We start from the raw sequence: 21739 nt of genomic DNA, 5'->3' as shown, positions 1-21739 counted from the left end.
GGCGAAAGACCGCACCAACCGAACCACTCCGGCAACCGGTCCGCCGTGACCCGGCGCTGCCCGAGTTGCCGATCGCGTCATGGCGCGGTTGGCTCTTCACCAAGTTCATCTCAACATGGACAAGCCGCCCCGGCTGAGATTCACAGAGGGGATACCAGGTAGTAATGTGCGCTCGTCACTGATCCTGGTGTTTCTTGTTGAATGGTGTTGACTCGTGGAGGTGCACCGGTGCATGTCCTAGCCGCAGCGAACCTGCGACTTGATGCGAGCGCGATCGACTACGTGTTGCTCGCGTTCTATTTCGTGCTGGTGCTTGGCATCGGCTACCTGGCCCGGAGGCAGGTTTCGTCCAGTCTCGACTTCTTCCTGTCCGGCCGCTCGCTGCCGGCCTGGGTGACCGGCCTGGCGTTCATCTCCGCGAACCTCGGCGCGATCGAGGTCATGGGCATGTCCGCCAACGGTGCCGAATACGGCCTGCCGACGGCGCATTACTTCTGGATCGGCGCGATCCCGGCGATGCTGTTCCTCGGCGTCGTGATGATGCCGTTCTACTACGGCTCGAAGGTCCGCAGCGTGCCGGAATTCATGCTGCGCCGCTTCGGGCCCGCGGCCCACTGGGTCAACGGCGCCAGCTTCGCCCTCGCGCAGATCCTCATCGCGGGCGCGAACCTGTACCTGCTGGCGAGCGTGGTGAACCTGCTGCTCGGCTGGCCGATCTGGGTCTCGATCATCATCGCGGCCGTCATCGTGCTCACCTACACCGCGCTGGGTGGCCTCTCGGCCGCCATCTACAACGAGGTGCTGCAGTTCTTCGTCATCCTCGCCGCGCTGATCCCGCTGACGATCGTCGGCCTGTACAAGGTCGGCGGCTGGAACGGGCTGATCGACAAGGTCACCGCGAGCGCGGGCAGCGAGCAGGTGCACTCCTGGCCGGGTAACCAGCTGACCGGGTTCAGCAGCAACTTCCTGTCCGTCCTCGGTCTGGTGTTCGGCCTCGGGTTCGTGCTGTCGTTCGGTTACTGGACGACGAACTTCGTCGAGGTGCAGCGTGCGATGGCGTCGAAGAGCATGTCCGCCGCCCGCCGGACGCCGATCATCGGTTCGTTCCCGAAGATGTTCATCCCGTTCATCGTGATCATCCCCGGCATGATCGCCGCGGTCACGGTCACCGAGCTGATGGGCGACAACAAGACGGCGCTGATGGCGGGCAAGAGCGCGCCCAGCGGTGCCACCTTCAACAACGCGTTGCTGCTGCTGATGCGGGACCTGCTGCCGAACGGCATCCTCGGTGTCGCCATCGCCGGTCTGCTCGCATCGTTCATGGCGGGCATGGCCGCGAACCTGAGCTCGTTCAACACCGTGTTCACCTACGACATCTTCCAGACCTACATCAAGAAGAACCGGCCGGACCGGTACTACCTCACTACGGGCCGGGTGGTCACGGCGGTCGCGACCGTCCTCGCGATCGGCACCGCGTTCATCGCGTCGACCTACTCGAACCTGATGGACTACCTGCAGACCCTGTTCTCCTTCTTCAACGCGCCGCTGTTCGCCACGTTCATCCTCGGGATGTTCTGGAAGCGGATGACGAAGGCGGCGGGCTGGTCCGGTCTGGTGTTCGGCACCGTGTCGGCGGTCGTGATCTTCATCCTGAGCAAGAACGGCACACTCGACCTCCCGGGCCAGGGCACCAGCTTCGTCGCGGCGATCGCCGCGTTCGTCGTGGACATCGTCGTCAGCGTGGCGGTCACCTACGCCACCAAGCCGAAGCCGGAAGCCGAGCTCGTCGGCCTGGTGTACTCGCTGACCCCGAAGTCCGACCTCAAGCACGAGGCCACCGGTGACGACGCGGGCTGGTTCCGCAAGCCGGTGCTGCTGGCCGGCATCGCACTGGTCATCACCATCGCGCTGAACATCGCGTTCTAGGAGGACGACGACCATGGCAACCGAATCCACTCCGCGTGTCCGCAAGGCGGGCGCGTTCGACATCCGGCTGATCATCGCGCTGCTCACCGGTGTGTACGGCATCGTCCTGACCATCATGGGCGCCACCACGACCGACGGCCCCGAGATCGACAAGGCCGCGGGCGTGAACATCAACCTGTGGGCCGGGATCGGCCTGCTCATCTTCACGGCGCTGTTCGTGGCATGGGCCCTGTGGCGGCCGATCCGCGTGCCGGTGACCCCGGCCGAGGAACCACCCGCCCCCGAATAACCAGGTTCGGCGTACCCGGCGAGGTCGGTGCGGATACGGTGCAGGCGTGCTTTCGCCTGCCCGTCCCGCCCGGCCTCGCCGTTTCGGTTTCGCCGTAGTGCTGCTGGCTGTCGCGCTGACCACCGCTTGCGGACCGGACCTCGGCAAGCAGAACTTCCCGCGCACCACCGTCACCGCCTCGGCCGCCCCGGTCGACGGTCCGATCGACGACCCGGCCGTCACGCTGGACGTGCAGCGAGTGGTCGACCCGTGCGCGCTGATGGACCCGGCAAGCCTGGCCACGCTCGGCACCCCCGACGAGGGCGCCCGCTACTCCGACGACCTCGGTGAGTGCCACGACCAGCTGACCGACGCCGGCGGCAAGCAGCTCACGCTCGCGCTGACGCTCGGCGATCTGCTGATCAGCTCCAGTGATCCCGAGGGCACCATCGAGGGCCTGCCGTTGCAGGTGGACAAGGTGGACGACACCTCGTGCATCGCGTCGGCGTTCACCGACCGGAATCCCGGGCTGGGCATCAGCGTCCAGGTCGGCTACGAGGGCGGCGACTCCTGTGGCGCGGGGCAGACGGCGTTGCAGAAAGTGTTGCAGCGTATGCACAACAATCCGACCCGGCTGGAACAGTCCAAGGGCACGCTGCTGCCGCTCGACTTCTGCACCCTCATCGACGACGGCACCATCACCAGCACGCTGGGCAAGGGTTCGAAGGGCGCCGCCTACGGGCTGCACGGTTGCAGCTGGGACGGCGGCAACGCGAGCGCGTACTTCGACTACCGCGAGACCTACGCGCCCACCGCTGAGGAGGACGGCCGGCAGGTGGACCTCGGCAACGGCATCACGGGCTATCAGCAGCTGGAGACCAACGCCGGCAAACGGTGCACGATCAAATGGTTGCACCGGCCGACCAAGGACGACCAGGGCGAGGTCGTTTCCTACCAGTACGAGAACTACCACGACGACGCCGGCGCGGATGACGCGTGCGGGAAAGCGCTGACCGCGGTCAAGGCCGCACTGCCGAAGCTGCCGTCGCCCTAGCTGGTGTTCCGCCTTGATCGAAGGTAGGAAGGTCAGGCAGGACCAGCCAACGAAGGCGGAGGCGCGGCATGAAGAAGATCATCAACGATCCGGCGGACGTGGTCACCGAATCGCTGCGAGGACTGGCCGCGGCACATCCGGACCTGCTGCGGGTCCAGTACGAACCGGACGTGGTGGTCCGTGCCGACGCGCCGGTGGCGGGCAAGGTCGCGGTGGTCTCCGGCGGTGGGTCCGGGCACGAGCCGCTGCACGGCGGGTTCGTCGGCCCGGGCATGCTGCACGCCGCCGTCCCCGGCGCCGTGTTCACCTCTCCGACGCCGGATGCGGTGCAGGCCGCGGTCACAGCCACCACGGGCGAGGCCGGCGCGCTGCTGATCGTGAAGAACTACACCGGCGACGTGCTCAACTTCGAAACGGCCGGCGAACTGGCCGCCGCCGAGGGGCTGGACGTGCGCAGTGTCGTGATCGACGACGACGTGGCGGTCGCGGACTCGACGTTCACCGCGGGCCGCCGGGGCGTCGGCGGCACCGTGCTGCTGGAGAAGATCACCGGCGCGGCCGCCGAGCGCGGTGACTCGCTGGACGCGGTGGAAGCCTTGGCGCGCAAGGTGATCGGGCAGGTGCGCTCGATCGGTGTCGCGCTCACCGCGCCGACGGTGCCGCATGTGGGCGAGCCGAGTTTCACCCTCGGTGAGGACGAGATCGAGTTCGGTATCGGGATCCACGGCGAGCCCGGCCGCGAGCGCATTCCGCTCGAACCCGCCGACGCGCTGGTCGAGCGGATGATCAACGCGGTGGTCGAGGATCTCCCGTTCACCACCGGGGACCGGGTGCTGCTGTTCACCAACTCGATGGGCGGCACCCCGCTGGTCGAGCTGTACCTGGCACACGGGATCGCGGAGAACCTGCTGGCGGACCGCGGGATCACGGTGGCGCGCCGGCTGGTCGGCCCGTACATCACGAGCCTGGAAATGCAGGGGATCAGTATTACCCTGCTCAAAGTGGACGACGAGCTGACCGAACTGTGGGACGCTCCGGTCAACACCGCCGCACTGCGCTGGAGGATTTGAGATGGGATGCACCGCGAGCGGGGTCGCGGATGCGCTGCGGGCCGTGGCGGGCGTGGTCGCCGAGCACCGGGCCGAGCTGATCGAACTGGACCGCGCCATCGGCGACGGTGATCACGGCGAGAACCTCAACCGTGGCTTCACCCAGGTCGTGACCGCGCTGGATGCCGGGGTGCCGGAGACGCCGGGCGCGGTGCTGAAACTGGCGGCCACCACGCTGATCTCGAAGGTCGGCGGGGCCGCAGGTCCGTTGTACGGCACGGCTTTCCTGCGTGCCGCCACCTCACTCGGAGACAAGTCCGAAGTGGACGTTCCGGCGGCCGTCGCGGCGTTGCGCGCGGCGGTCGAGGGTGTGCAGGCGCGCGGCAAGGCCGTCGCGGGCGACAAGACGATGGTGGACGCGATGCTGCCCGCCGCGGCGGCCGCGGAGCAGGCGGCCGGCGCCGAAGGCGTGGATCTCGCGGGTGTGCTGGCTGCGGCGTCGGATGCGGCGGCGGCCGGCGCGGAGTCCACTGTGGACCTGGTGGCGCGCAAGGGGAGGGCCTCGTACCTCGGCGAGCGGAGCAAGGGGCACCTCGATCCGGGCGCGAAGTCGACAAGTCTGCTGCTGGCCGCGCTGGCGAAGGCGGCCCGATGAGTGTCGGTCTCGTGCTGGTGTCGCACAGCGCCAAACTGGCCGAAGGGCTCGCCGAAGTGGCCGGGCAGATGGCGCCCGACGTCCGGATCGTTCCGGCCGGCGGCATCGAGGACGGCGGCATCGGCACCGATTTCGACCAGGTGGTCGCTGCTGTGCAGCGTGCCGACTCCGGCGCCGGGGTGGTGCTGCTCTACGACCTCGGCAGCGCGCAGATGACGGCGGAACTGGCCGTGGAATCGCTCGCCGACCCCGAAGCGGTGGTGGTGGCCGACGCTCCGTTCGTCGAGGGCACGGTCGCCGCGGCAGTCGCTGCTCAGGGCGGGGCCGACAGGGCGGCGGTGCTCGCCGCCGCGGCTGCCGCCGGAGCGCCGCATCTGGCGGCGCCCGCCGCGACGGGCGGCGCCGACGTGGACAGCATCGAACTGGTGCTGCACAACGAAGTCGGCCTGCACGCGCGGCCGGCGGCGCTGCTCGCGCGCAGCCTCGCCGGGATACAGGCGGACGTGAGCGTGGTGCTCGGCGAGCAGGAGGCCGACGCGCACAGCGTGCTCGCCCTCATGTCGCTCGGTGCGCGCAAGGGCGATCGCATCGAGATCAGGGCGCGCGGGGCACAGGCCGGGCAGGCGCTGGCGACGGTGCGGGATCTCGTGGCACGGAACTTCGACGAGCCCGGCGACGTCTAGATCGTCATGCGTCGATTGTGGGTGGCCGCGGCGGCCCTGCTGCTGACCGGCTGTGCCGGCACCGTGTCCGGCACGGCTTCGGTGAGTTCGCAGGACCTCCAGCAGTACCAGCAGAACCAGCAGCCGCTGACCTCACAGCACGCGTTCGGCGACGTGACCACGATCGACTACTGCAGCCTGCTCGACCTGGACAGGGTCGAGACAGCCGGTGGCGTCGGGCTGGGCGACCAGCACCAGGGGTTCAACAACTGCCAGGTGACGGGCAAGGTCTACGGCCAGGACATCACGGTCACCGTCGGCTATCTGAGCGGGCAGGTCTCCGGGCCGGACCGAGCCACCGACCCGGAGAAGAAGCTCCCGCGCGGGCTCGTCGCGCAACGCGCCACCAGCAACGACAACAAGGGCTGTACCTACTACCTCAACTTCGCGGACAGCGTCAGCCTGACGATCTACGTCGACAACGTGTCCTCGTACCCGTCGACGAGCGCCGGACAGAGCCTGTGCGCGATCAGCGGCGCGGTGCTGGACGGGGTGGTCGCGAAGGTTTCCGCGAACGCGGTGGGCCACTTCAAGTTCGCGCCGGGCTCGCTCGGCACGGTCGACGCGTGCTCCCTGCTCACCGAGGACGACGTGAATGGCCAGCTGGGTGCGCTGAGCCGGACTCCGTCGATGCCGTCGAAACACCGCTGCCGCTGGAAGGACACCGCGGGCAACCAGTTGGACGTGGTGCTCGACGTAGGTGACGGGACGGGTTCCACCGCCGAGCAGATCGGCGGGCATGCCACCGACGTCTCGCCGATCGACGAGGCCGGCCGCGAGTGCATGGCCACCGGTGTGGTGGCACCGTATCCGGACGACGGCGCCGACCAGTTCCAGCAGGCGATGATCTACGTGACCGTCGCCGACGCGGCCAAGGACTCGTGCGGTGTCACGCGGGCGCTCGCGGGCCTGGCGTGGCCGCGCCTGCCGGCGAGCTGAGGGAACGGCGCGGCACCCCGAGACGTCTGAAGCGCAACCGGATCGCGAAGGAACTGTGCCGATCGTTACCAACCCGATCGACAGTCACGGCGATCATGAAACGTAGTCGCCTGCCGGTCGAGCGGGTCGGCCTGCTTTTCGATCGGATTGGTAAGGGGAAAATGGCTCGATACTGGGTGGCCGCGGTGGCGCTGCTGCTGACCGGCTGCACAAGCGTGGTGACCGGCGCGGCGTCGGTCGACACCGCGGATGTCCAGCGATACCAGGAAGAACACGCGCCGTTGACCTCGCAGCTGGCGTTCGGGGACGTCAACTCCGTCGACTACTGCAGCCTGCTCGACCTGGACGGGATCAAGAAGGCCGGCCTCACCGATGTCTCCGGCACCTCCCCTTCGCTGAGCTCGTGCGAGGTGGAAGGGCAGCTGTCCGGTCAGAAAATGGCCGTGGGAGTGGGTTTCCTGGACAGCGGGGTCGTCGACAGCAACCGGATCCCGGACACGAAGAAGAAGCTCGACCGCGGGCTGACCCTGTCGAAGGCTTCGTACAACGACGAGTACAGCTGCCTCTACTACCTTGCGTTCACTGACAAGGTGAGCATGCAGGTCTACGTCGACAACCTCGCCGACGCGCCGACGTCGTCGGTCGCCGACGCGATGTGCGAAACCGACGACGCCGTCCTCGACGGCGTGGTCGACTCGATCAAGGCCAAGAAGGTCACCCACCTGACGTTCGGCGGGAACTCGGTGGGCGCCGTGGACGCCTGCCAACTCGCCTCCGACGCCGATGTCCAGGCGCAGATGGGGCCGGTGCCGGTGGAGAAGAAGCCCAAGATTCCGACGAAACACCGCTGCCGCTGGCAGGAACCGGTGCACAACAACGCGCTTTCGGTGCTGCTGGACATCGGCAAACCGCCGACGGGCCCCATCGAGCAGCTCGGCAACCATCCGGCGGTGATCAACGCGGCGGGCTCCAGCTGCCTGGCCACGACGGCGATCCGGCCGTACCCGCAGGCCAAGAACGGGGAGTACGAGCTGGCGGAGGTCTACCTCTACGCCCGCAATGGGGTGGCGGATCCGTGCGTCCCGGTCCGGGCTGTGGCGAACGTGGCGTTTCCCAAGCTGCCGGCGAGCTGACTCGATTCCGTCGTGCCTTCTGCCCGCCGCCGTGGCACCATCGGTGGACATTACCGCCGAGTAACCACCGGAGGGCCGGGGCATGGCGCACGAAATCACCAAGGTGGGAGTGGTCGGGCTCGGCACGATGGGCTCGGGAATCGCCGAGGTGCTCGCCCGTAGCGGCCTCGACGTCATCGGGGTGGAGCTCGACGCGGCGGGCATCGCGCGCGGGCGCGGGCACGTCGAGCATTCCACCGAACGGGCGCTTTCCGGTGGGAAACTCGACGAGGCAGGCCGGGCCGGGCTGCTCGGCCGGATCGCCTACACCACGGCGCTGACCGACCTGGCCGAGGTGGATCTGGTGATCGAGGCGGTGCCCGAAAGCCTGGAGCTCAAGGCCGAGGTGTTCGGGCAGCTGGACAAGATCGTCCGGCCGGAGGCGGTGTTCGCGTCCAACACCTCCTCGTTGTCGGTCACCGAGATCGGGGTGCACACGGCGCGGCCGGGCAAGGTCGTCGGGATGCACTTCTTCAACCCGGCCCCGGTGCTCAAGCTCGTCGAGATCGTGCGCACAGTGGTCACCGAGCCGGACGTGGTGGCCGACGTGGTCGCGTTCGCGGAGCGGCTGGGCAAGACGCCGGTGGTGATCGGCGACCGGGCGGGGTTCATCGCGAACGCGCTGCTGTTCGGCTATCTCAACCACGCCGTGCGCATGTTCGAGCAGCGCTACGCCACCCGCGAGGACCTGGACGCGGCGATGCGGTACGGCTGCGGGTATCCGATGGGGCCGCTGGCGTTGCTGGACCTGATCGGGCTGGACACCGCGTACGAGATCCTCGATTCGATGTACCACCAGTCGCGCAACCGGCTGCACGCCCCGGCGCCGCTGCTCAAGCAGATGATCACCGCCGGGTTGCTGGGCCGGAAGACCGGCCGCGGGTTCTACGCCTACGACGCACCGGATTCGCCGGTTGTGACCGATGCCGCCGCCTCATTGTCCACTGTGGACACCGAGGTGCGAGAGATCCGCAAGGTCGGCGTGGTGGGCACCGGCACGATGGCGACCGGCATCGCGGAGGTGTTCGCGAAACGTGGCTACGACGTGATCGTGCGGGCGCGGAAGGCGGAAAAGGCCGAGGCGGCGGTGGCGAAGGTGGGCAAGTCGCTCGGCCGCGCGGTGAGCAAGGGCAGGCTGTCGGAATCCGACGCGGCGGCCGTGCTCGCCAGGATCACCCCGGTCACCGAGTTCGCCGAACTGTCCGAAGTGGACTTGGTGGTCGAAGCCGTGGCCGAGGAGCTGGCCGTGAAACAGGAGGTGTTCGCGGGGCTGGACGCGGTGGTGCGGCCCGGCGCGATCCTGGCGACGACCACGTCCTCGCTGCCGGTGATCGAATGCGCGGCCGCGACGAGCCGTCCGTCCGAAGTGGTCGGTCTGCACTTCTTCAACCCGGCGCCGGTGATGAAACTCGTCGAGGTGGTGCGGACGATCGCCACCGCGCCGGACGTGGTGGCGACGGCGCACCAGCTGTGTTCTGTGCTCGGGAAACACCCGGTGCACTGCGGGGACCGGGCCGGGTTCATCGTGAACGCGCTGCTGTTCCCGTACCTCAACGACGCGGTGAAGATGCTCGAAGCGCACTACGCCGACGCCGCCGACATCGACACCGCGATGAAGGTGGGCTGCGGTCTGCCGATGGGCCCGTTCGAACTGCTGGACGTGGTCGGCCTCGACGTCTCGTTGGCGATCGAGCGGACCCTGTTCAACGAGTTCCGCGAAGAGGGCTTCGCGCCCGCGCCGTTGTTGGAGCATCTCGTCACGGCGGGACGGCTCGGCCGCAAGACGGGCAAGGGCTTCAAGGACTACACGAGCTAGCCGCAGCCGCAGGCCCCGCCGCAGCAACCGCCACCGGCCGGCATCGGGGCCGACGCGGAGCCGGTGAGCGGCACCGTGGTGAGCAGCTTGACCGTGTCGTCGTGGCCGTCCGGGCAGGTCGCGGGCGCGCCGGACTCGCTCATCGGCCGGTTCAGCTCGAAGGTGCCGGTGCACTCGCGGCAACGGTAGGCGTAAGTCGGCATGGTTCCATTATTGCCCACGAAATGCGGAGGGGGGACCCTGCCTGCCAAGCTGGTGACGTGGATCTGCCCAAGCTGCAAGGCCGGCCGCATCTGGCCGAGGTGGTGCCGTCCGTGCTCGCCGCCCTCGGCGCGAGTGGATTCGCCGACACGCTCGGCCTCGCGCCCGCTTCCAGCGCCTGCGTCCTGCTCGTGGACGGGCTGGGCTGGGAGCTGCTGCACGAGCACGCCGCGCACGCACCGGTGCTCAGCTCGCTGGCCGCGAGTTCTTTGCAGGTCGGGTATCCGGCGACGACGGCGGCCGGGCTGGCCGCGATCGGCACCGGGCTCGCGTCCGGCGAGCACGGGATGGCGGGCTACACCTTCGACGTGCCGGGGGTCGGCGTGCTCAACGCGCTGCGCTGGTGTGGTCATCCGAACGGACCGGACCTGGCGGAGCGGCTGCCGCCGGAAGAAGTGCAGCCGCTGGACACCACCTTCAGCCGCGCGGTCGAGTCCGGCATCGACGCCTGTGTGATCTCCGACGCGCAGTTCGCGAAGTCGGCGCTGACCAAGGCGGTGCAGCGCGGTTGCCGGTACGTCGGGGTGCACGCGCTCGGTGACCTGGCCGCGGCGGCGATCGCGGAACTGCGCAGGGGTCCCGGATTCTGCTACGCCTACCACAGCCAGCTGGACACGATGGGCCATCTGTACGGGCCCGGTTCCCCGGCGTGGTGCCTGCAGCTGCGCCAGGTCGACCGGCTCGTGGAGTCCATTGTGGAGGCTCTGCCCGCCGGCGGGATGCTCGCGGTGGTGGCCGACCACGGGATGGTGGCGATCGACGAGGCGCTGGATCTGGACGCGGCCCCGGAGCTGTCCGGCGGGGTGCGGGCGCTCGCGGGGGAGGCGCGGGCGCGGCACGTCTACACCGAACCTGGCGCGGCGGCTGGAGTTTCGGCTGTGTGGAAGGAAAAGCTCGGCGCTAACGCCTGGGTGGCCGAGCGGGACGAAGCCATCGCGGCCGGCTGGTTCGGCCCCCGGGTGAGCGACCGGGTCCGGCCCCGGATCGGTGACGTGGTCGCGGCGGCGCGTGGCAACTTCGGGATGGTGCGGCGCGCGGCCGAGCCGATCGAGTCGTCGCTGATCGGCCAGCACGGTTCGCTGACCACGGCCGAACAGCTCGTCCCGCTGGCCGTGGCCACCCGCTGACTGCTTGCGGGGGCGTACTTCAGGCAGTCACCCGAAGGCCGTCCAGCAGGACGCTGAGCATCCGGTCGGTCGCTTCGGGCACCCCGTCCGACGCGACGGCGAGCCCGTGCCCCATCCGCAGCACGTCCCGCGCCTCGACGTCGGCCCGTATGAGCCCGGCCTCCTGCGCGGGTTTGACCACCGAAGCAGCCGCCTCGTTGAGGATGTTCCGGCAGAGGGCGAAAGTCTCGGAATCCTTGTCCATGGCCGCCTTGAGGGTGCTGGCCAGGCCCCGCTTCATGAGCGCGAACTCGACCTGTGCGCGCATCCATTGCGACAGCGCCTCGAAGGGCTCGTGTGTTTCGCGCAGCTCGCGAGCGAGGCTGCACAGCCTCTCGATGTCTTCGCGGTAGACCGCTTCGATCAGCGTCTCGCGGCAGGGGAAATGCCGGTACAGCGTGCCCGCGCCCACGCCCGCGCGCCGCGCGATGTCGTCCATCGGCGCATCCGGTCCTTGCTCGGCGAAGACCTCTCTCGCCACGGCGAGGATTCGCTCGTAGTTCCGGCGCGCGTCGGCGCGCATCGGCTTCGATGCCGACGGTGTTCCCACGGGCCCTCCCGGATAGAAGCGGACACATTCTCCGGATAGCCTTGCGCAAGCGGAGACTTTCTCCATATGATAGCCACAGTGGAAGCGGAGAGTCTGTCCGCTTATTTTTCGCACCCCAATGGAGCCTTCTTGTCCGAAAGAACGCTGTCCGCACACACCCCGGTGCGTGGCCGGGAGCTGCGGCCACATCGACCGGGAATCATCCTGGCCACCCTGCTGACATGCCAGCTCATGATCATCCTCGACGCCACCGTGATGAACGTGGCGCTGCCGCGCATCCAGTCGGACCTGCACTTCAGCCAGACCGGCCTGTCGTGGGTGCTCAACGCCTACACGCTGGTGTTCGGCGGCCTGCTGCTGCTCGGCGGCCGTGCCGGGGACTTCTTCGGCAGGCGGCAGGTCTTCCTCGCCGGGATCAGCCTGTTCACCCTCGCGTCGCTGGCCGGCGGGCTCGCCGATTCCGCCACCTGGCTGCTCGTCGCGCGGATCCTGCAGGGCCTCGGCGCCGCGGCTGCCGGTCCGAGCACGCTGGCCCTGATCACCACCACCTTCACCGGAGCGCGCGAACGTATGCGCGCGCTCGCCCTGTTCTCCGCCATGTCCAGCGCCGGACTGGCCGTCGGGCTCATTCTCGGCGGTCTGCTGACGGAGTGGCTTTCCTGGCGCTCGGTGCTGTTCATCAACCTGCCGTTCGGCCTGTTCGCCGTCGTGCTGGGTGCCCGGTACCTGATCGACCCGCCGCGGCGCCGGTCGCAGCTCGACCTGCCCGGCGCCATCACCGCGACCGGCGGGGTGGCGGCGATCGTCTACGGGTTCATCAGTGCCGCGTCCGACGGCTGGGGCCGGACGACGACGCTGCTTTCGCTCGCGGTCGGCGTGGTGCTGCTCGGCGCGTTCCTGTTCATCGAGATCCGGGCCGAGCACCCGCTCATGCCACTGCGGCTGTTCCGCGACCGCAACCGGGCCACCGCCTACACGAACTTCTTCCTCGGGCCGATGGCCGGTATGTCGATGTTCTTCTTCCTCACGCAGTACCTGCAGGACGTGCGCGGGATGACGGCGCTGCAGACCGGGTTCGCGTTCCTGCCGATGGCGGTGCTGGTGTTCGGGCTGAGCAGGCTCATCCCACGCCTGCTGCCGCGCTTCGGGCCGAAGCCGACCGCACTGGCAGGCACCCTGTCGATGATCGCCGGGATGCTGGTCCTGACTCGGCTGTCCGCCGATTCCGGCTACTTCCCGCTGGTGTTCCTGCCGATGGTGCTGATGGGCATCGGCATGGGGCTCGCGTTCGCGCCGCTCAACGTGATCATCATGGGCAGCGTGGCGCCGGAGGACGCGGGCGCGGCGGGCGGTGTGCTGCAGACGATGCAGCAGACCGGGGCCACCCTCGGGCTGGCGATCCTCGTCACCGTGTTCGGCTCCGCTTCCCGCGGCGCGACCGGTTCCCCGCACGAGGTGCTGGTCACCGGGATGACGCACGCGTTCTTCGCGGCGGCGATCATCGCCGGTGTCGCGTTCCTGGTGGCGCTGACCTTCCGCCGCCGGCCGTAGCGGGGTGGCTACGCCGGGCGCGGTAGGGGGGCGCCCGGCGAAGTACGCTCCCGGACATGCCGCGTCGTAACCGACCAGACCGTGGCCGTCCCGCCGACGTCGGGGCGGCCACCGGCTGGGCGCGCGCGGAATCGGGCGCGGACGGGGACTGGCTCGTGCGCAGTGTCCCCGGCTCGCAGGCGACGAAGGTGTACCGCTGTCCGGGCTGTGACCACGAAATCGGGACCGGTATCGCGCACGTGGTGGCCTGGCCCGCCGACGAGACCGGCTCGGTGGCCGACCGCAGGCACTGGCACCGCCCGTGCTGGGAGGCGCGCGCACGCCGCGGCCCCACCCGGCGGCGGTTCTAGTCTCGCCGGAAGTGCCTCGTCAGGCTGCCCGCGTAGAACGACTCCGAGTACGTCGAGAAACCGAGCCGCTGCGCGACCCGTAGCGACGGCTCATTGCGGATGAACACGCTGATCTGCACCGGGTACTGCGGCAGGTGCTCGTCGGCCCACGCGATCACCGCCCGGGAAGTCTCCGTGGCATACCCCCGGCCCCAGACCTCGGGCAGGAACCGGTAGTACAGATTCAGGATCTTCTCGCCGCCGAACTCGCGCAGCTGCAGCCCGCCGAGCCCGACGAACGACTCGGGCTCCCGCTCGATCACCGCGACATAGCAGATGCCGAGCTCTTCCCAGTCCTTCAGCCACGACTCGAACTTCGCCACGCTCTCGGCCTCGTCCGGCGCGCCACGGTTGAAGTCGTACGTGCGCGGGTCGGACTGGATCGCCACGGCCTGCTCCCTGTCGGCCGGCACCAGCCGGCGCAGCAGCAGTCTCTCCGTCTCCAGTGGCGTGAATCCGGTGTCCACGGGACAAGACGGTAGCGCGCCGGTCCGACAGAATGGGGCGCATGGCCGCTCTTCCTCTGCTCTTGCTGCACGCCTTCCCCGTCGACGCCCGGATGTGGCAGCGGGTGCGCGAGCCACTCTCGGCCCGGCTCCGGCTGATCACCCCGGACCAGCGCGGCCTGGGCCGTTCGCCACTGCCGGAGACCGATCGCGAGCCCGACCTCGCCGACGCGGCCCGCGACGTGGTCGCCCTGCTGGACAAGCTGGAGCTCGACCAGGTGGTGCTCGGCGGTTGCTCGATGGGCGGCTACCTGACGATGGCCGTCCTGCGCGAGGCGCCGGAGCGGGTCGGCGGGCTGGTGCTGATCGACACCAAGGCGAGCGCGGACACCGCCGAGGCCGCCGGGAACCGCCGCAACGTCGCCGACCGGGCCGAGTCCGAAGGCGTGTCCGGCTGGCTCGCCGAGTCGATGCTGCCGAACCTGCTCGCCGAAAACGCCGCTCCGGATGTGGCCGCGACAGTGCGCGATCTCATCGACTCGCAGCCGCCCGCGGGTGTCGCCTGGGCCGCTCGTGCGATGGCCGTCCGCCCGGATTCCCTTGACGTGCTGGCAAAAGCCGATGTTCCGGCGCTCGTGATCGTGGGCGAGAAGGACACACTGACCCCGCCGGACGCGGCCGAGGCGATGGTCGGCGCGCTGCCCGACGGCGAGCTGACAGTGCTGCCCGGCGTCGGCCACCTGACGCCGCTGGAGGACCCGGCGGGGGTCACCGACGCGATCCTGCGCCGCTTCGCCTAGCCGAAGTATTCGGCCAGCGCTTCGCGCGCCCCGGCAAGCCGCTCCGGGAACCGCCGTGCGATCAGGAACTGCCAGCACACGCCGAACAACCTGCGCAGCCGCAGATACGGCGCCAGCACGTCCTCGCCCGGCGGTTCGGGATACCCGGCGAGCGCGCCGGGGGAACGCATGATCAGGCAGGCGACGTCCCAGGCGACCGGTCCGTGCCAGGTGTCCTCGAAGTCGAGCCAGCGCGGCCCGGCCGGCGTCAACATCAGGTTGCCCACGTGCGCGTCGCCGTGCAGCGGCTGCGCCGGCGCGGGCGGCAACGTCGCGAGGACGCGCTCGACCTCGTCGGCCACCCGCGGGTCCCCGGTGAACGCCGCCATCCGGCGAAGCTCCACAGCGGGACCGTCACCACCCGCTTCGCCCGGAAACTCGCGCAACGCCTGGTGCAAATCGCTCAGCAACGCGCCCGCCTCGACGGGGTCGGCACGGTATCCGGGGTCGTGACGTGTGAAACGCCACAGTGTCACCGGAAGTCCCTGCGCGACATGCGGTCCCGGGTTTTCCAGCGGCGGTATGACCGGTGCGTCCCGCTCCGCGAGGAACGCCGAGCGCGCCACGTCACGGGCCAGCGAGGCGGCCGCGTCAGGCCGTAACAACAGGGTTGTCGCCGGCACCCTCGCCACCGCCGGACCCAGTTTCACCAGCACGTTCGACCGGGTCGCGAGCAGTTCCGGATCATCGGCGGGCAGTCCCAACCGGCGTGCGACGTCGGTCGCGGCGGCGAGTGCGGCAGTGACGTAGCCGTCAACCATCGCGTGATCTTCCCAGCCGGTGCGCACCACCTCCGGAGGCGGGGGATACGATCCGATCGGCCGCCGAGGTGGCCGTTGACCAACATTGAGGTTTGAAGTCTTGGAGGCAGGAGTGACAGCCGTAGCCCCGCAGCCGATCGTCACGCGGCCGTATCCGGCGCCAGACGCGGCCAAGGGTTCGTTCCTGCTGCGGTTGTTCCGCACGACGGACCACAAGCAGATCGGCATCATGTACCTGGTCACGTCGTTCGCCTTCTTCATGGTCGGCGGCGCGATGGCGATGCTGATCCGCACGGAGCTGGCACGACCGGGACAGCAGTTCCTGTCGCAGGAGCAGTACAACCAGCTGTTCACCATGCACGGCACGATCATGCTGCTGCTGTACGCGACCCCGATCCTGTTCGGGTTCGCGAACTTCGTCATGCCGCTGCAGATCGGCTCGCCGGACGTGGCGTTCCCGCGGCTGAACGCGTTCTCCTACTGGCTGTACCTGTTCGGCGGCATCATCGTCGTCTCCGGCTTCCTCACGCCGGGTGGCGCGGCCGACTTCGGCTGGTTCGCCTACACCCCGCTCTCGGACGCGATCCACTCGCCGGGCATCGGCGCGGACATGTGGATCGCCGGCCTGGTCGTCTCCGGTCTCGGCACGATCCTCGGTGGCGTCAACATGGTCACCACGATCGTCTGCCTGCGCGCGCCCGGTATGACCATGTACCGGATGCCGATCTTCACCTGGAACATCCTGATCACCTCGATCCTGGTGCTGCTCGCGTTCCCGATCCTGACCGCCGCGCTGCTGGGCCTGCTGGCCGACCGGCACATCGGGGCGCACGTGTTCGACCCTGCCAACGGCGGGGTGATCCTCTGGCAGCACCTGTTCTGGTTCTTCGGCCATCCAGAGGTCTACATCGTCGCGCTACCGTTCTTCGGCATCGTGTCGGAGATCTTCCCGGTGTTCTCCCGGAAACCGGTGTTCGGCTACAAGGGCCTGGTCTGGGCGACGCTGTCGATCGCGGCGCTGTCGGTCGCGGTGTGGGCGCACCACATGTACGCCACCGGTGCCGTGCTGCTGCCGTTCTTCTCGTTCATGACCTTCCTGATCGCGGTGCCCACCGGCGTCAAGTTCTTCAACTGGATCGGCACCATGTGGAAGGGGCACCTGACCTTCGAGACGCCGATGATCTTCTCGATCGGCTTCCTGGTCACCTTCCTCTTCGGTGGCCTGACCGGCATCCTGCTGGCGGCGCCGGCGATCGACTTCCACGTGTCGGACAGCTACTTCGTGGTGGCGCACTTCCACTACGTGCTCTACGGAACGATCGTGTTCGCGACCTTCGCCGGGATCTACTTCTGGTTCCCGAAGATCACCGGCCGGATGATGGACGAGAAGCTGGGCAAGCTCCACTTCTGGACCACGTTCATCGGCTTCCACACCACGTTCCTGGTGCAGCACTGGCTCGGCGCGGAGGGCATGCCCCGCCGTTACGCCGACTACCTGGCCACGGACGGCTTCACCACGCTGAACACGATCTCCACCATCGGGGCGTACATCCTGGGCGCCTCCACGCTGCCGTTCATCTACAACGTGTTCAAGAGCTACCGCTACGGCGAACTCGTCACGGTGGACGACCCGTGGGGTTACGGCAACTCGCTGGAGTGGGCCACCTCGTGCCCGCCGCCGCGGCACAACTTCACCGAACTGCCCCGGATCCGGTCCGAGCGCCCGGCGTTCGAGCTGCACTACCCGCATATGGTCGAGCGGCTGCACGCCGAGGGCGAGATCGGGTTCACCGGCAAGCCGAGGGTGCATGCGGCGCAACCGAAGGCGGGCTCGCAGGGGCTCACCGAGGCGGTCATCCCGGGTGACCACGACAGGGACAACGCGGGCGAGCAGTGAGCCCACGGGCCCACGGCGGACGTGACGAAAACCGCGCCCACCTGGACCGAAGGACATGAGAACGTGGAGCCGGGCAAAACGCCCGGCTCCACGTTTTTTGCGCGGTAGAGGAAGGCAGTCTTGAGCGAACTGACGCCGGTACTGATCACGACGACGGGACCGGACAAACCCGGGGTCACCTCGGTGCTGTTCGCCGCGCTGACCCGGCACGGGGTGGAGATGCTCGACGTCGAGCAGGTCGTCATCCGCGGGCAGCTGACCCTCGGGGTGCTGGTCGGCGTCGGCGAAGACCCGGAAGGCGTGCAGGAGGCCGTCGAGCAGGCGATGGCGACCGTGGACATGCGTGTCGACGTCCGCATCGGTGAGGAGATCGGGGAGGACCCGTTCGCGCCGGCCCGCCAGGGTTCCTCGCACGTCGCCGTCATCCTGGGCCGCCCACTGACCGCGCGTGCCTTCACCGACGTGGCGCGGCGGCTGGCCGCGCTGGACGCCAACATCGACGCCATCCGCCGCATCGCGGACTATCCGGTCACCGGGCTCGAGGTCCACATCTCGGTGCCCGACGACACCGAGCACGCCGACGCCGAGCTGCGTTCGGTACTGGCCGACGTGGCTTCCAGCGGCGGGCTGGACATCGCGATCGAGCGGGCCGGGCTGGCCCGGCGCGCGAAGCGGCTCATCGTGTTCGACGTGGACTCCACGCTCATCCAGGGCGAGGTCATCGAGATGCTTGCCGCGCACGCCGGGGTCGAGCCGATGGTCCGCGAGATCACCGACGCCGCGATGCGCGGCGAGCTGAACTTCACCGAGTCGCTGGAGCGGCGCGTCGGGCTGCTGGCCGGCCTGCCGGAGTCGGTGCTCGACGAGGTGGCCGAGTCGATCCTGCTGACCCCGGGCGCGCGCACCACCGTGCGCACGCTGAAGCGGCTGGGGTATCGCTGTGGCGTGGTTTCGGGCGGGTTCCGCCGGATCATCGACCGCATCGTCGACGATCTCGGGCTGGATTTCGCCGCCGCCAACGAGTTGGAGATCGTCGACGGCAAGCTCACCGGGCGAGTGCTCGGCGAGATCATCGACCGCGAGGGCAAGGCCGTGGCGCTGCGCCGGTTCGCCGGGCAGTACGGCATCCCGCTGGCCCAGTGCGTGGCGGTCGGCGACGGCGCCAACGACATCGACATGCTGCACGCGGCGGGCATGGGTGTGGCCTTCAACGCCAAGCCCGCGTTGCGCGAGGTGGCGGACACCGCGTTGTCCTTCCCGTACCTGGACGCTGTGCTGTTCGTCCTCGGCGTGACGCGCGCGGAGGTCGAAGCCGCCGACGCGGCCGACGGGCTGGAACTGCTGCGGCCATGAGCGAGCTTGCGAGCGAATCATTCAGCACCATGCCGGCCGACGTGCGGAGGCAGCCGGGGCTTGTCGCGTCTGGGGAGGGGGCCGCATGAGGACTGCTTGCAGGTCTGAATCATCAGGCACCGTGCCGGCCGGCGCGAAAGCACTGTCGCGGTTTGCCGCGTCCGCCAAGGAGGCCGCATGAGTGTGCTCGAACCGCTGGCGGCCAGGTACGCGTACTGGCTCGGCTTACCCGCGAAGGAAACCGCGCTGTCCGAGGCGTCGCCCGAGGAAGTCCGGGCCATGCCGGTGATCCTGCGGATGGAGAGGGCCACTCCGCCGGGTCGCACCGCGCTGCTGGAAGCCGCGGCCACGGCAGCGCTCGCGGTGTGTCTCGACGAGCGTGCGCTGCCCGGCGGGGAGTGGCACGTACCGGTGCGGGAATGGGTTTGCGGGCACATCCGCAAGGTTTCGCGCCGCGCGCGTGGGCTGCATTGGCAGGTGGCGCAGGAGTTCCCGGGCATCACCGTGACCGTCGACGGGGCGCAGGCGCGAGCGCTGGTGCCGGGTCGCGTGGTCGACGTGCCGAAGGAGATCGCGCGGCTGCAGATCTCGGGCAGCGACCTCCCGCCGGACGAGCCGCCCGCCCCGGCGCCGGATCTGCCCGCGTTGTGGCTGAACCCCGAGGTCTCGATGACCGTGGGCAAGGCCGCGGCGCAGGTCGGCCACGGCACGATGATTTTGGCTTCACTGCTGGGCGAAGCGGAACTGGCCGGATGGGGCGAGCGCGGGTATGCCTGCTCGGTGCGCACCCCCACCGTGGCGCAGTGGAAGGCGCTGCATCCCGGCGACGATCCGGCCGGTGCCTGGCGTGAGCGGCGGGTGGTCGCCGTGCGGGATGCCGGTTTCACCGAGGTCGAGCCTGGCACCGTGACGGTGCTCGCTCAGTATTCGCGATGACGGAACAAGATCCGGCTCCGCGCGGTTTTTCCCGGTAGAAACCGTGGAGGGAGCGGCAAAATGGGTCTGGATGTGCGGCGCGAGGGCGAGCACGAGTTCGTCGGGCGCAACGAGCGGGGCGCCGAGGTGCGCATCGGCCGCAAGGATGCCGAGGGCTCCTTCTCCCCGGCCGAGTTGCTGCAGATCGCCGCGGCCGGCTGCTCCGCGGTCACGGCCGAGCACTTGATCACGCGCCGGGTCGGCGAGGATTCCCGGTTCCGGGTGGACGTTTCCGCGGACCGGCGCGAGGGCGCGTCGGAGCTGGACGCGGTGTACGTCAAGTTCGACGTGGACCTCGGCGACCTGAACACCGACGACCGCGAGGCTCTGGCCACGGCCGTGGACCGCGCGATCGAACGGCTCTGCACGGTGAGCCGCACGCTCAAGAAGGGCATCCCGGTGCTGGAGGAGTTCCCGCACTAAGGCGCGAGCACGTCGTTGCCGTAGACCCGGCCCAGCGAGTCAACGCTCATCGCCTCGCCGCTGGCGAGTGCTTTGTCGCGCTGTGCTTGTCCGGGTCCGTCGGGCAGATGGAAATGCACGTTGTTCGCCCAGGACCGGAGCTGGATGCGTGCCGTGTGCGGTCGCCGCCCCGTCCTCGATCGCCTGCGCGAGGAACGGCAGCATGGGAGGGCATGCGTCGCCGATGAGCGTCGTAGTCGCCGTGGACCAGTGTGACAACGGTTCCCGATCGTAGCGGCCCCAGCGGTAGACACGTTCGCGGACGTGGTCGAGCAGTTCGTTCAGCTGAGGCGACCAGCCGCGGAAATTCGCGCGCAGCTCGGCGAGGCTGCCCGGCACGGTCCATGACTCCGCGGGCCAGTCCGTCGCCGGGACCACGCAGACCAGGTTGAGGTAGCGGCCGGCGGGATAGGCCACCAGATGCCGGTGCAACCCGAGCCAGATCCGGACGGACGGCTCGGGAGACTCGTCGGCGCGGACCATGGCGCGGTAGGCGCACATGCCGGAGAACGGAGCGGTGGTTTCTTCGACGGTGCTCCCGCGGACGGCGGAACGGATGCCGTCGGCGCCCACCACGATGTCCGCGATTTCGGCTGTGCCGTCGGCAAATCGCAGCACCGGCCGGGTGTCCCAGTAGTCGACGGCCGTCACCGTCCGCTGAAAGCGCACCACGTCCGGCGGTAGCGCGGCGGCGAGGACGTCGATCAGATCCGGGCGGTACAGCGTGTGATAGGGCGCGCCGTACTTCACGTCGATCTGTCCGGCGAGCGGCCACTCGGTCAGCACGGTGTCGTTGTCCCAGCGCAGGAAACGCGTGGCCACCGGCGAAACCGCCACCGGCTCCAGCGCCGCCGCGAGACCGAGACTGTGCAGGACCCTGGTCGCGTTCGGCCCGGCCTGCAGCCCGGCGCCGACCTCACCGAACCCGGCGGCCCGCTCGACCACCTCGACTTCGTGCCCCGCGCGCAGCAGCGCGAGCGCTGTGGTCAACCCACCGATCCCGGCACCGACGACGATGATGCGCACGGCCTGCCCCCAGACGTCTTTCGACCAGGGTCGCGAGCGCGGGAGTCACTGTCCAGCTTTTGTTCTCAGTTCGCGGAGGGGCTTTCGGCCTTCCAGACCACGTACGCCTCGTCGGCGTCGGTGGTCATGGCTTCGACGAACTTGTCGTTGTCGAACCCGGGGAGGCTCTGCAGCCGTTCGATCAGCGCGTCGGCGGCCGGGTCACCGCTCGGGACGGCGGTGCCGTTGCCGTTCGCGCCGGCGAGCATGAGGAACACGTCCTCTTTCCACGGGCCCTCGGGAATCACTCTGATCACCACGGCGGACAACTCCGCCCAGGTGACCGACTCCTCGCTCCCGTCGGCGAGCTGACGGCGCACCCCGATGTCGTCGACACTGACCGAACGCGATTTCGCGTGAGGCGGGTCCTGAGACACGGTGCTCCTTTGGTCTTACGTTCCGTTTACGGTACTGCCGCGCCGG

Annotated in this window: 23 protein-coding genes; 17 read left to right on the top strand and 6 right to left on the bottom strand. The window is 69.0% G+C overall.

What is annotated here, in order from left to right:
• Nucleotides 1–228 precede the first annotated feature (228 nt).
• From VHD82_RS12070 to VHD82_RS12030, 9 genes are all read left to right on the top strand, one after another.
• A complete protein-coding gene (locus tag VHD82_RS12070) occupies nucleotides 229–1926 on the top strand; it encodes a sodium:solute symporter family protein (protein ID WP_325701237.1) in 1698 nt (565 codons plus the stop codon).
• A 13-nt stretch (nucleotides 1927–1939) separates the two neighbouring features.
• A complete protein-coding gene (locus VHD82_RS12065) occupies nucleotides 1940–2215 on the top strand; it encodes a hypothetical protein (protein WP_325701235.1) in 276 nt (91 codons plus the stop codon).
• A gap of 46 nt (nucleotides 2216–2261) precedes the next feature.
• A complete protein-coding gene (locus VHD82_RS12060) occupies nucleotides 2262–3248 on the top strand; it encodes a DUF3558 domain-containing protein (protein ID WP_325701232.1) in 987 nt (328 codons plus the stop codon).
• A gap of 68 nt (nucleotides 3249–3316) precedes the next feature.
• The gene (dhaK, locus tag VHD82_RS12055; protein WP_325701229.1) at nucleotides 3317–4318 is read left to right on the top strand and encodes a dihydroxyacetone kinase subunit DhaK; all 1002 of its coding nucleotides are present in this window, start codon (nucleotides 3317–3319) and stop codon (nucleotides 4316–4318) included.
• Nucleotide 4319: 1 nt separating this feature from the next.
• A complete protein-coding gene (dhaL, locus tag VHD82_RS12050) occupies nucleotides 4320–4952 on the top strand; it encodes a dihydroxyacetone kinase subunit DhaL (RefSeq protein WP_325701226.1) in 633 nt (210 codons plus the stop codon).
• Complete coding sequence (gene dhaM / locus VHD82_RS12045; RefSeq protein ID WP_325701223.1) at nucleotides 4949–5635, top strand: dihydroxyacetone kinase phosphoryl donor subunit DhaM; 687 nt, start codon at nucleotides 4949–4951, stop codon at nucleotides 5633–5635. The genes dhaL and dhaM overlap by 4 nt, the downstream gene beginning before the upstream one ends.
• A 6-nt stretch (nucleotides 5636–5641) precedes the next feature.
• The gene (locus VHD82_RS12040) at nucleotides 5642–6613 is read left to right on the top strand and encodes a DUF3558 family protein (RefSeq protein ID WP_325701220.1); all 972 of its coding nucleotides are present in this window, start codon (nucleotides 5642–5644) and stop codon (nucleotides 6611–6613) included.
• A gap of 161 nt (nucleotides 6614–6774) precedes the next feature.
• Nucleotides 6775–7746, top strand: coding sequence for a hypothetical protein (locus tag VHD82_RS12035; RefSeq protein WP_325701217.1), 972 nt, complete (start codon nucleotides 6775–6777; stop codon nucleotides 7744–7746).
• Nucleotides 7747–7828: 82 nt separating this feature from the next.
• Nucleotides 7829–9601 (top strand): 3-hydroxybutyryl-CoA dehydrogenase, encoded by a 1773-nt coding sequence (locus VHD82_RS12030; protein WP_325701214.1) that lies wholly within the window; start codon nucleotides 7829–7831, stop codon nucleotides 9599–9601.
• On the opposite strand, the gene VHD82_RS12025 is transcribed toward VHD82_RS12030, so the two are convergent.
• Complete coding sequence (locus VHD82_RS12025) at nucleotides 9598–9804, bottom strand: zinc ribbon domain-containing protein (RefSeq protein ID WP_325701211.1); 207 nt, start codon at nucleotides 9802–9804, stop codon at nucleotides 9598–9600. The genes VHD82_RS12030 and VHD82_RS12025 overlap by 4 nt on opposite strands.
• A gap of 57 nt (nucleotides 9805–9861) precedes the next feature.
• Here VHD82_RS12025 and VHD82_RS12020 point away from each other — a divergent pair, with 57 nt between their 5' ends.
• A complete protein-coding gene (locus VHD82_RS12020; RefSeq protein ID WP_325701208.1) occupies nucleotides 9862–10989 on the top strand; it encodes an alkaline phosphatase family protein in 1128 nt (375 codons plus the stop codon).
• A 19-nt stretch (nucleotides 10990–11008) separates the two neighbouring features.
• On the opposite strand, the gene VHD82_RS12015 is transcribed toward VHD82_RS12020, so the two are convergent.
• The gene (locus VHD82_RS12015; RefSeq protein WP_325701205.1) at nucleotides 11009–11578 is read right to left on the bottom strand and encodes a helix-turn-helix domain-containing protein; all 570 of its coding nucleotides are present in this window, start codon (nucleotides 11576–11578) and stop codon (nucleotides 11009–11011) included.
• 129 nt (nucleotides 11579–11707) lie between these two features.
• Here VHD82_RS12015 and VHD82_RS12010 point away from each other — a divergent pair, with 129 nt between their 5' ends.
• Nucleotides 11708–13129, top strand: a complete 1422-nt coding sequence (locus VHD82_RS12010; RefSeq protein ID WP_325701202.1) for an MFS transporter — start codon at nucleotides 11708–11710, stop codon at nucleotides 13127–13129.
• Between the two features lie 56 nt (nucleotides 13130–13185).
• The gene (locus VHD82_RS12005) at nucleotides 13186–13479 is read left to right on the top strand and encodes a hypothetical protein (RefSeq protein WP_325701199.1); all 294 of its coding nucleotides are present in this window, start codon (nucleotides 13186–13188) and stop codon (nucleotides 13477–13479) included.
• On the opposite strand, the gene VHD82_RS12000 is transcribed toward VHD82_RS12005, so the two are convergent.
• Nucleotides 13476–13985 carry a GNAT family N-acetyltransferase gene (locus VHD82_RS12000; protein ID WP_325701196.1) on the bottom strand — a complete coding sequence of 170 codons (510 nt, stop codon included), beginning with the start codon at nucleotides 13983–13985 and terminating at the stop codon, nucleotides 13476–13478. The genes VHD82_RS12005 and VHD82_RS12000 overlap by 4 nt on opposite strands.
• Nucleotides 13986–14026: 41 nt before the next feature.
• On the opposite strand from VHD82_RS12000, the gene VHD82_RS11995 reads away from it, so the two are divergent.
• Nucleotides 14027–14764: an alpha/beta hydrolase gene (locus tag VHD82_RS11995; RefSeq protein WP_325701193.1), complete on the top strand. Its 738-nt coding sequence runs from the start codon at nucleotides 14027–14029 to the stop codon at nucleotides 14762–14764.
• Here the strand turns inward: VHD82_RS11995 and VHD82_RS11990 are convergent.
• Nucleotides 14761–15564 carry an aminoglycoside phosphotransferase family protein gene (locus VHD82_RS11990; protein ID WP_325701190.1) on the bottom strand — a complete coding sequence of 268 codons (804 nt, stop codon included), beginning with the start codon at nucleotides 15562–15564 and terminating at the stop codon, nucleotides 14761–14763. The two genes, VHD82_RS11995 and VHD82_RS11990, sit on opposite strands and share 4 nt — an antisense overlap.
• A gap of 112 nt (nucleotides 15565–15676) precedes the next feature.
• Here VHD82_RS11990 and ctaD point away from each other — a divergent pair, with 112 nt between their 5' ends.
• The 4 genes from ctaD to VHD82_RS11970 all read left to right on the top strand — a co-directional run bounded on the left by ctaD (nucleotide 15677) and on the right by VHD82_RS11970 (nucleotide 20212).
• A complete protein-coding gene (gene ctaD / locus VHD82_RS11985) occupies nucleotides 15677–17461 on the top strand; it encodes a cytochrome c oxidase subunit I (protein ID WP_325701187.1) in 1785 nt (594 codons plus the stop codon).
• 129 nt (nucleotides 17462–17590) lie between these two features.
• Nucleotides 17591–18814, top strand: coding sequence for a phosphoserine phosphatase SerB (serB, locus tag VHD82_RS11980; RefSeq protein WP_325701272.1), 1224 nt, complete (start codon nucleotides 17591–17593; stop codon nucleotides 18812–18814).
• Between the two features lie 177 nt (nucleotides 18815–18991).
• Nucleotides 18992–19750, top strand: a complete 759-nt coding sequence (locus VHD82_RS11975) for a peptidyl-tRNA hydrolase (RefSeq protein ID WP_325701184.1) — start codon at nucleotides 18992–18994, stop codon at nucleotides 19748–19750.
• A gap of 60 nt (nucleotides 19751–19810) precedes the next feature.
• Complete coding sequence (locus tag VHD82_RS11970; protein WP_325701181.1) at nucleotides 19811–20212, top strand: OsmC family protein; 402 nt, start codon at nucleotides 19811–19813, stop codon at nucleotides 20210–20212.
• Nucleotides 20213–20251: 39 nt separating this feature from the next.
• Here VHD82_RS11970 and VHD82_RS11965 read toward each other — a convergent pair whose 3' ends face one another.
• Both VHD82_RS11965 and VHD82_RS11960 read right to left on the bottom strand, forming a co-directional pair.
• Nucleotides 20252–21277 (bottom strand): FAD-dependent monooxygenase, encoded by a 1026-nt coding sequence (locus VHD82_RS11965; RefSeq protein ID WP_325701178.1) that lies wholly within the window; start codon nucleotides 21275–21277, stop codon nucleotides 20252–20254.
• Between the two features lie 65 nt (nucleotides 21278–21342).
• Nucleotides 21343–21693: a hypothetical protein gene (locus VHD82_RS11960; protein WP_325701174.1), complete on the bottom strand. Its 351-nt coding sequence runs from the start codon at nucleotides 21691–21693 to the stop codon at nucleotides 21343–21345.
• Nucleotides 21694–21739 lie beyond the last annotated feature (46 nt).

The sequence above is a fragment of the Amycolatopsis sp. genome (genome assembly GCF_035546795.1).
GTDB lineage: Bacteria > Actinomycetota > Actinomycetes > Mycobacteriales > Pseudonocardiaceae > Amycolatopsis_E.
Note: the sequence above shows the minus strand (reverse complement) of the source record. Positions and strands in the feature narration are given on the sequence as shown.

Excerpts from the sequence above, each read along its gene's own strand:
- VHD82_RS12065 (WP_325701235.1), top strand. The coding sequence starts at position 1,940 with ATGGCAACCGAATCCACTCCGCGTGTCCGCAAGGCGGGCGCGTTCGAC.
- VHD82_RS12035 (WP_325701217.1), top strand. The coding sequence starts at position 6,775 with ATGGCTCGATACTGGGTGGCCGCGGTGGCGCTGCTGCTGACCGGCTGC.
- VHD82_RS11990 (WP_325701190.1), bottom strand. The coding sequence starts at position 15,564 with ATGGTTGACGGCTACGTCACTGCCGCACTCGCCGCCGCGACCGACGTC.
- dhaK (WP_325701229.1), top strand. The coding sequence starts at position 3,317 with ATGAAGAAGATCATCAACGATCCGGCGGACGTGGTCACCGAATCGCTG.
- VHD82_RS12030 (WP_325701214.1), top strand. The coding sequence starts at position 7,829 with ATGGCGCACGAAATCACCAAGGTGGGAGTGGTCGGGCTCGGCACGATG.
- dhaM (WP_325701223.1), top strand. The coding sequence starts at position 4,949 with ATGAGTGTCGGTCTCGTGCTGGTGTCGCACAGCGCCAAACTGGCCGAA.
- VHD82_RS12040 (WP_325701220.1), top strand. The coding sequence starts at position 5,642 with ATGCGTCGATTGTGGGTGGCCGCGGCGGCCCTGCTGCTGACCGGCTGT.
- VHD82_RS11995 (WP_325701193.1), top strand. The coding sequence starts at position 14,027 with ATGGCCGCTCTTCCTCTGCTCTTGCTGCACGCCTTCCCCGTCGACGCC.
- VHD82_RS11970 (WP_325701181.1), top strand. The coding sequence starts at position 19,811 with ATGGGTCTGGATGTGCGGCGCGAGGGCGAGCACGAGTTCGTCGGGCGC.
- VHD82_RS11975 (WP_325701184.1), top strand. The coding sequence starts at position 18,992 with ATGAGTGTGCTCGAACCGCTGGCGGCCAGGTACGCGTACTGGCTCGGC.
- VHD82_RS12005 (WP_325701199.1), top strand. The coding sequence starts at position 13,186 with ATGCCGCGTCGTAACCGACCAGACCGTGGCCGTCCCGCCGACGTCGGG.
- dhaL (WP_325701226.1), top strand. The coding sequence starts at position 4,320 with ATGGGATGCACCGCGAGCGGGGTCGCGGATGCGCTGCGGGCCGTGGCG.
- VHD82_RS12025 (WP_325701211.1), bottom strand. The coding sequence starts at position 9,804 with ATGCCGACTTACGCCTACCGTTGCCGCGAGTGCACCGGCACCTTCGAG.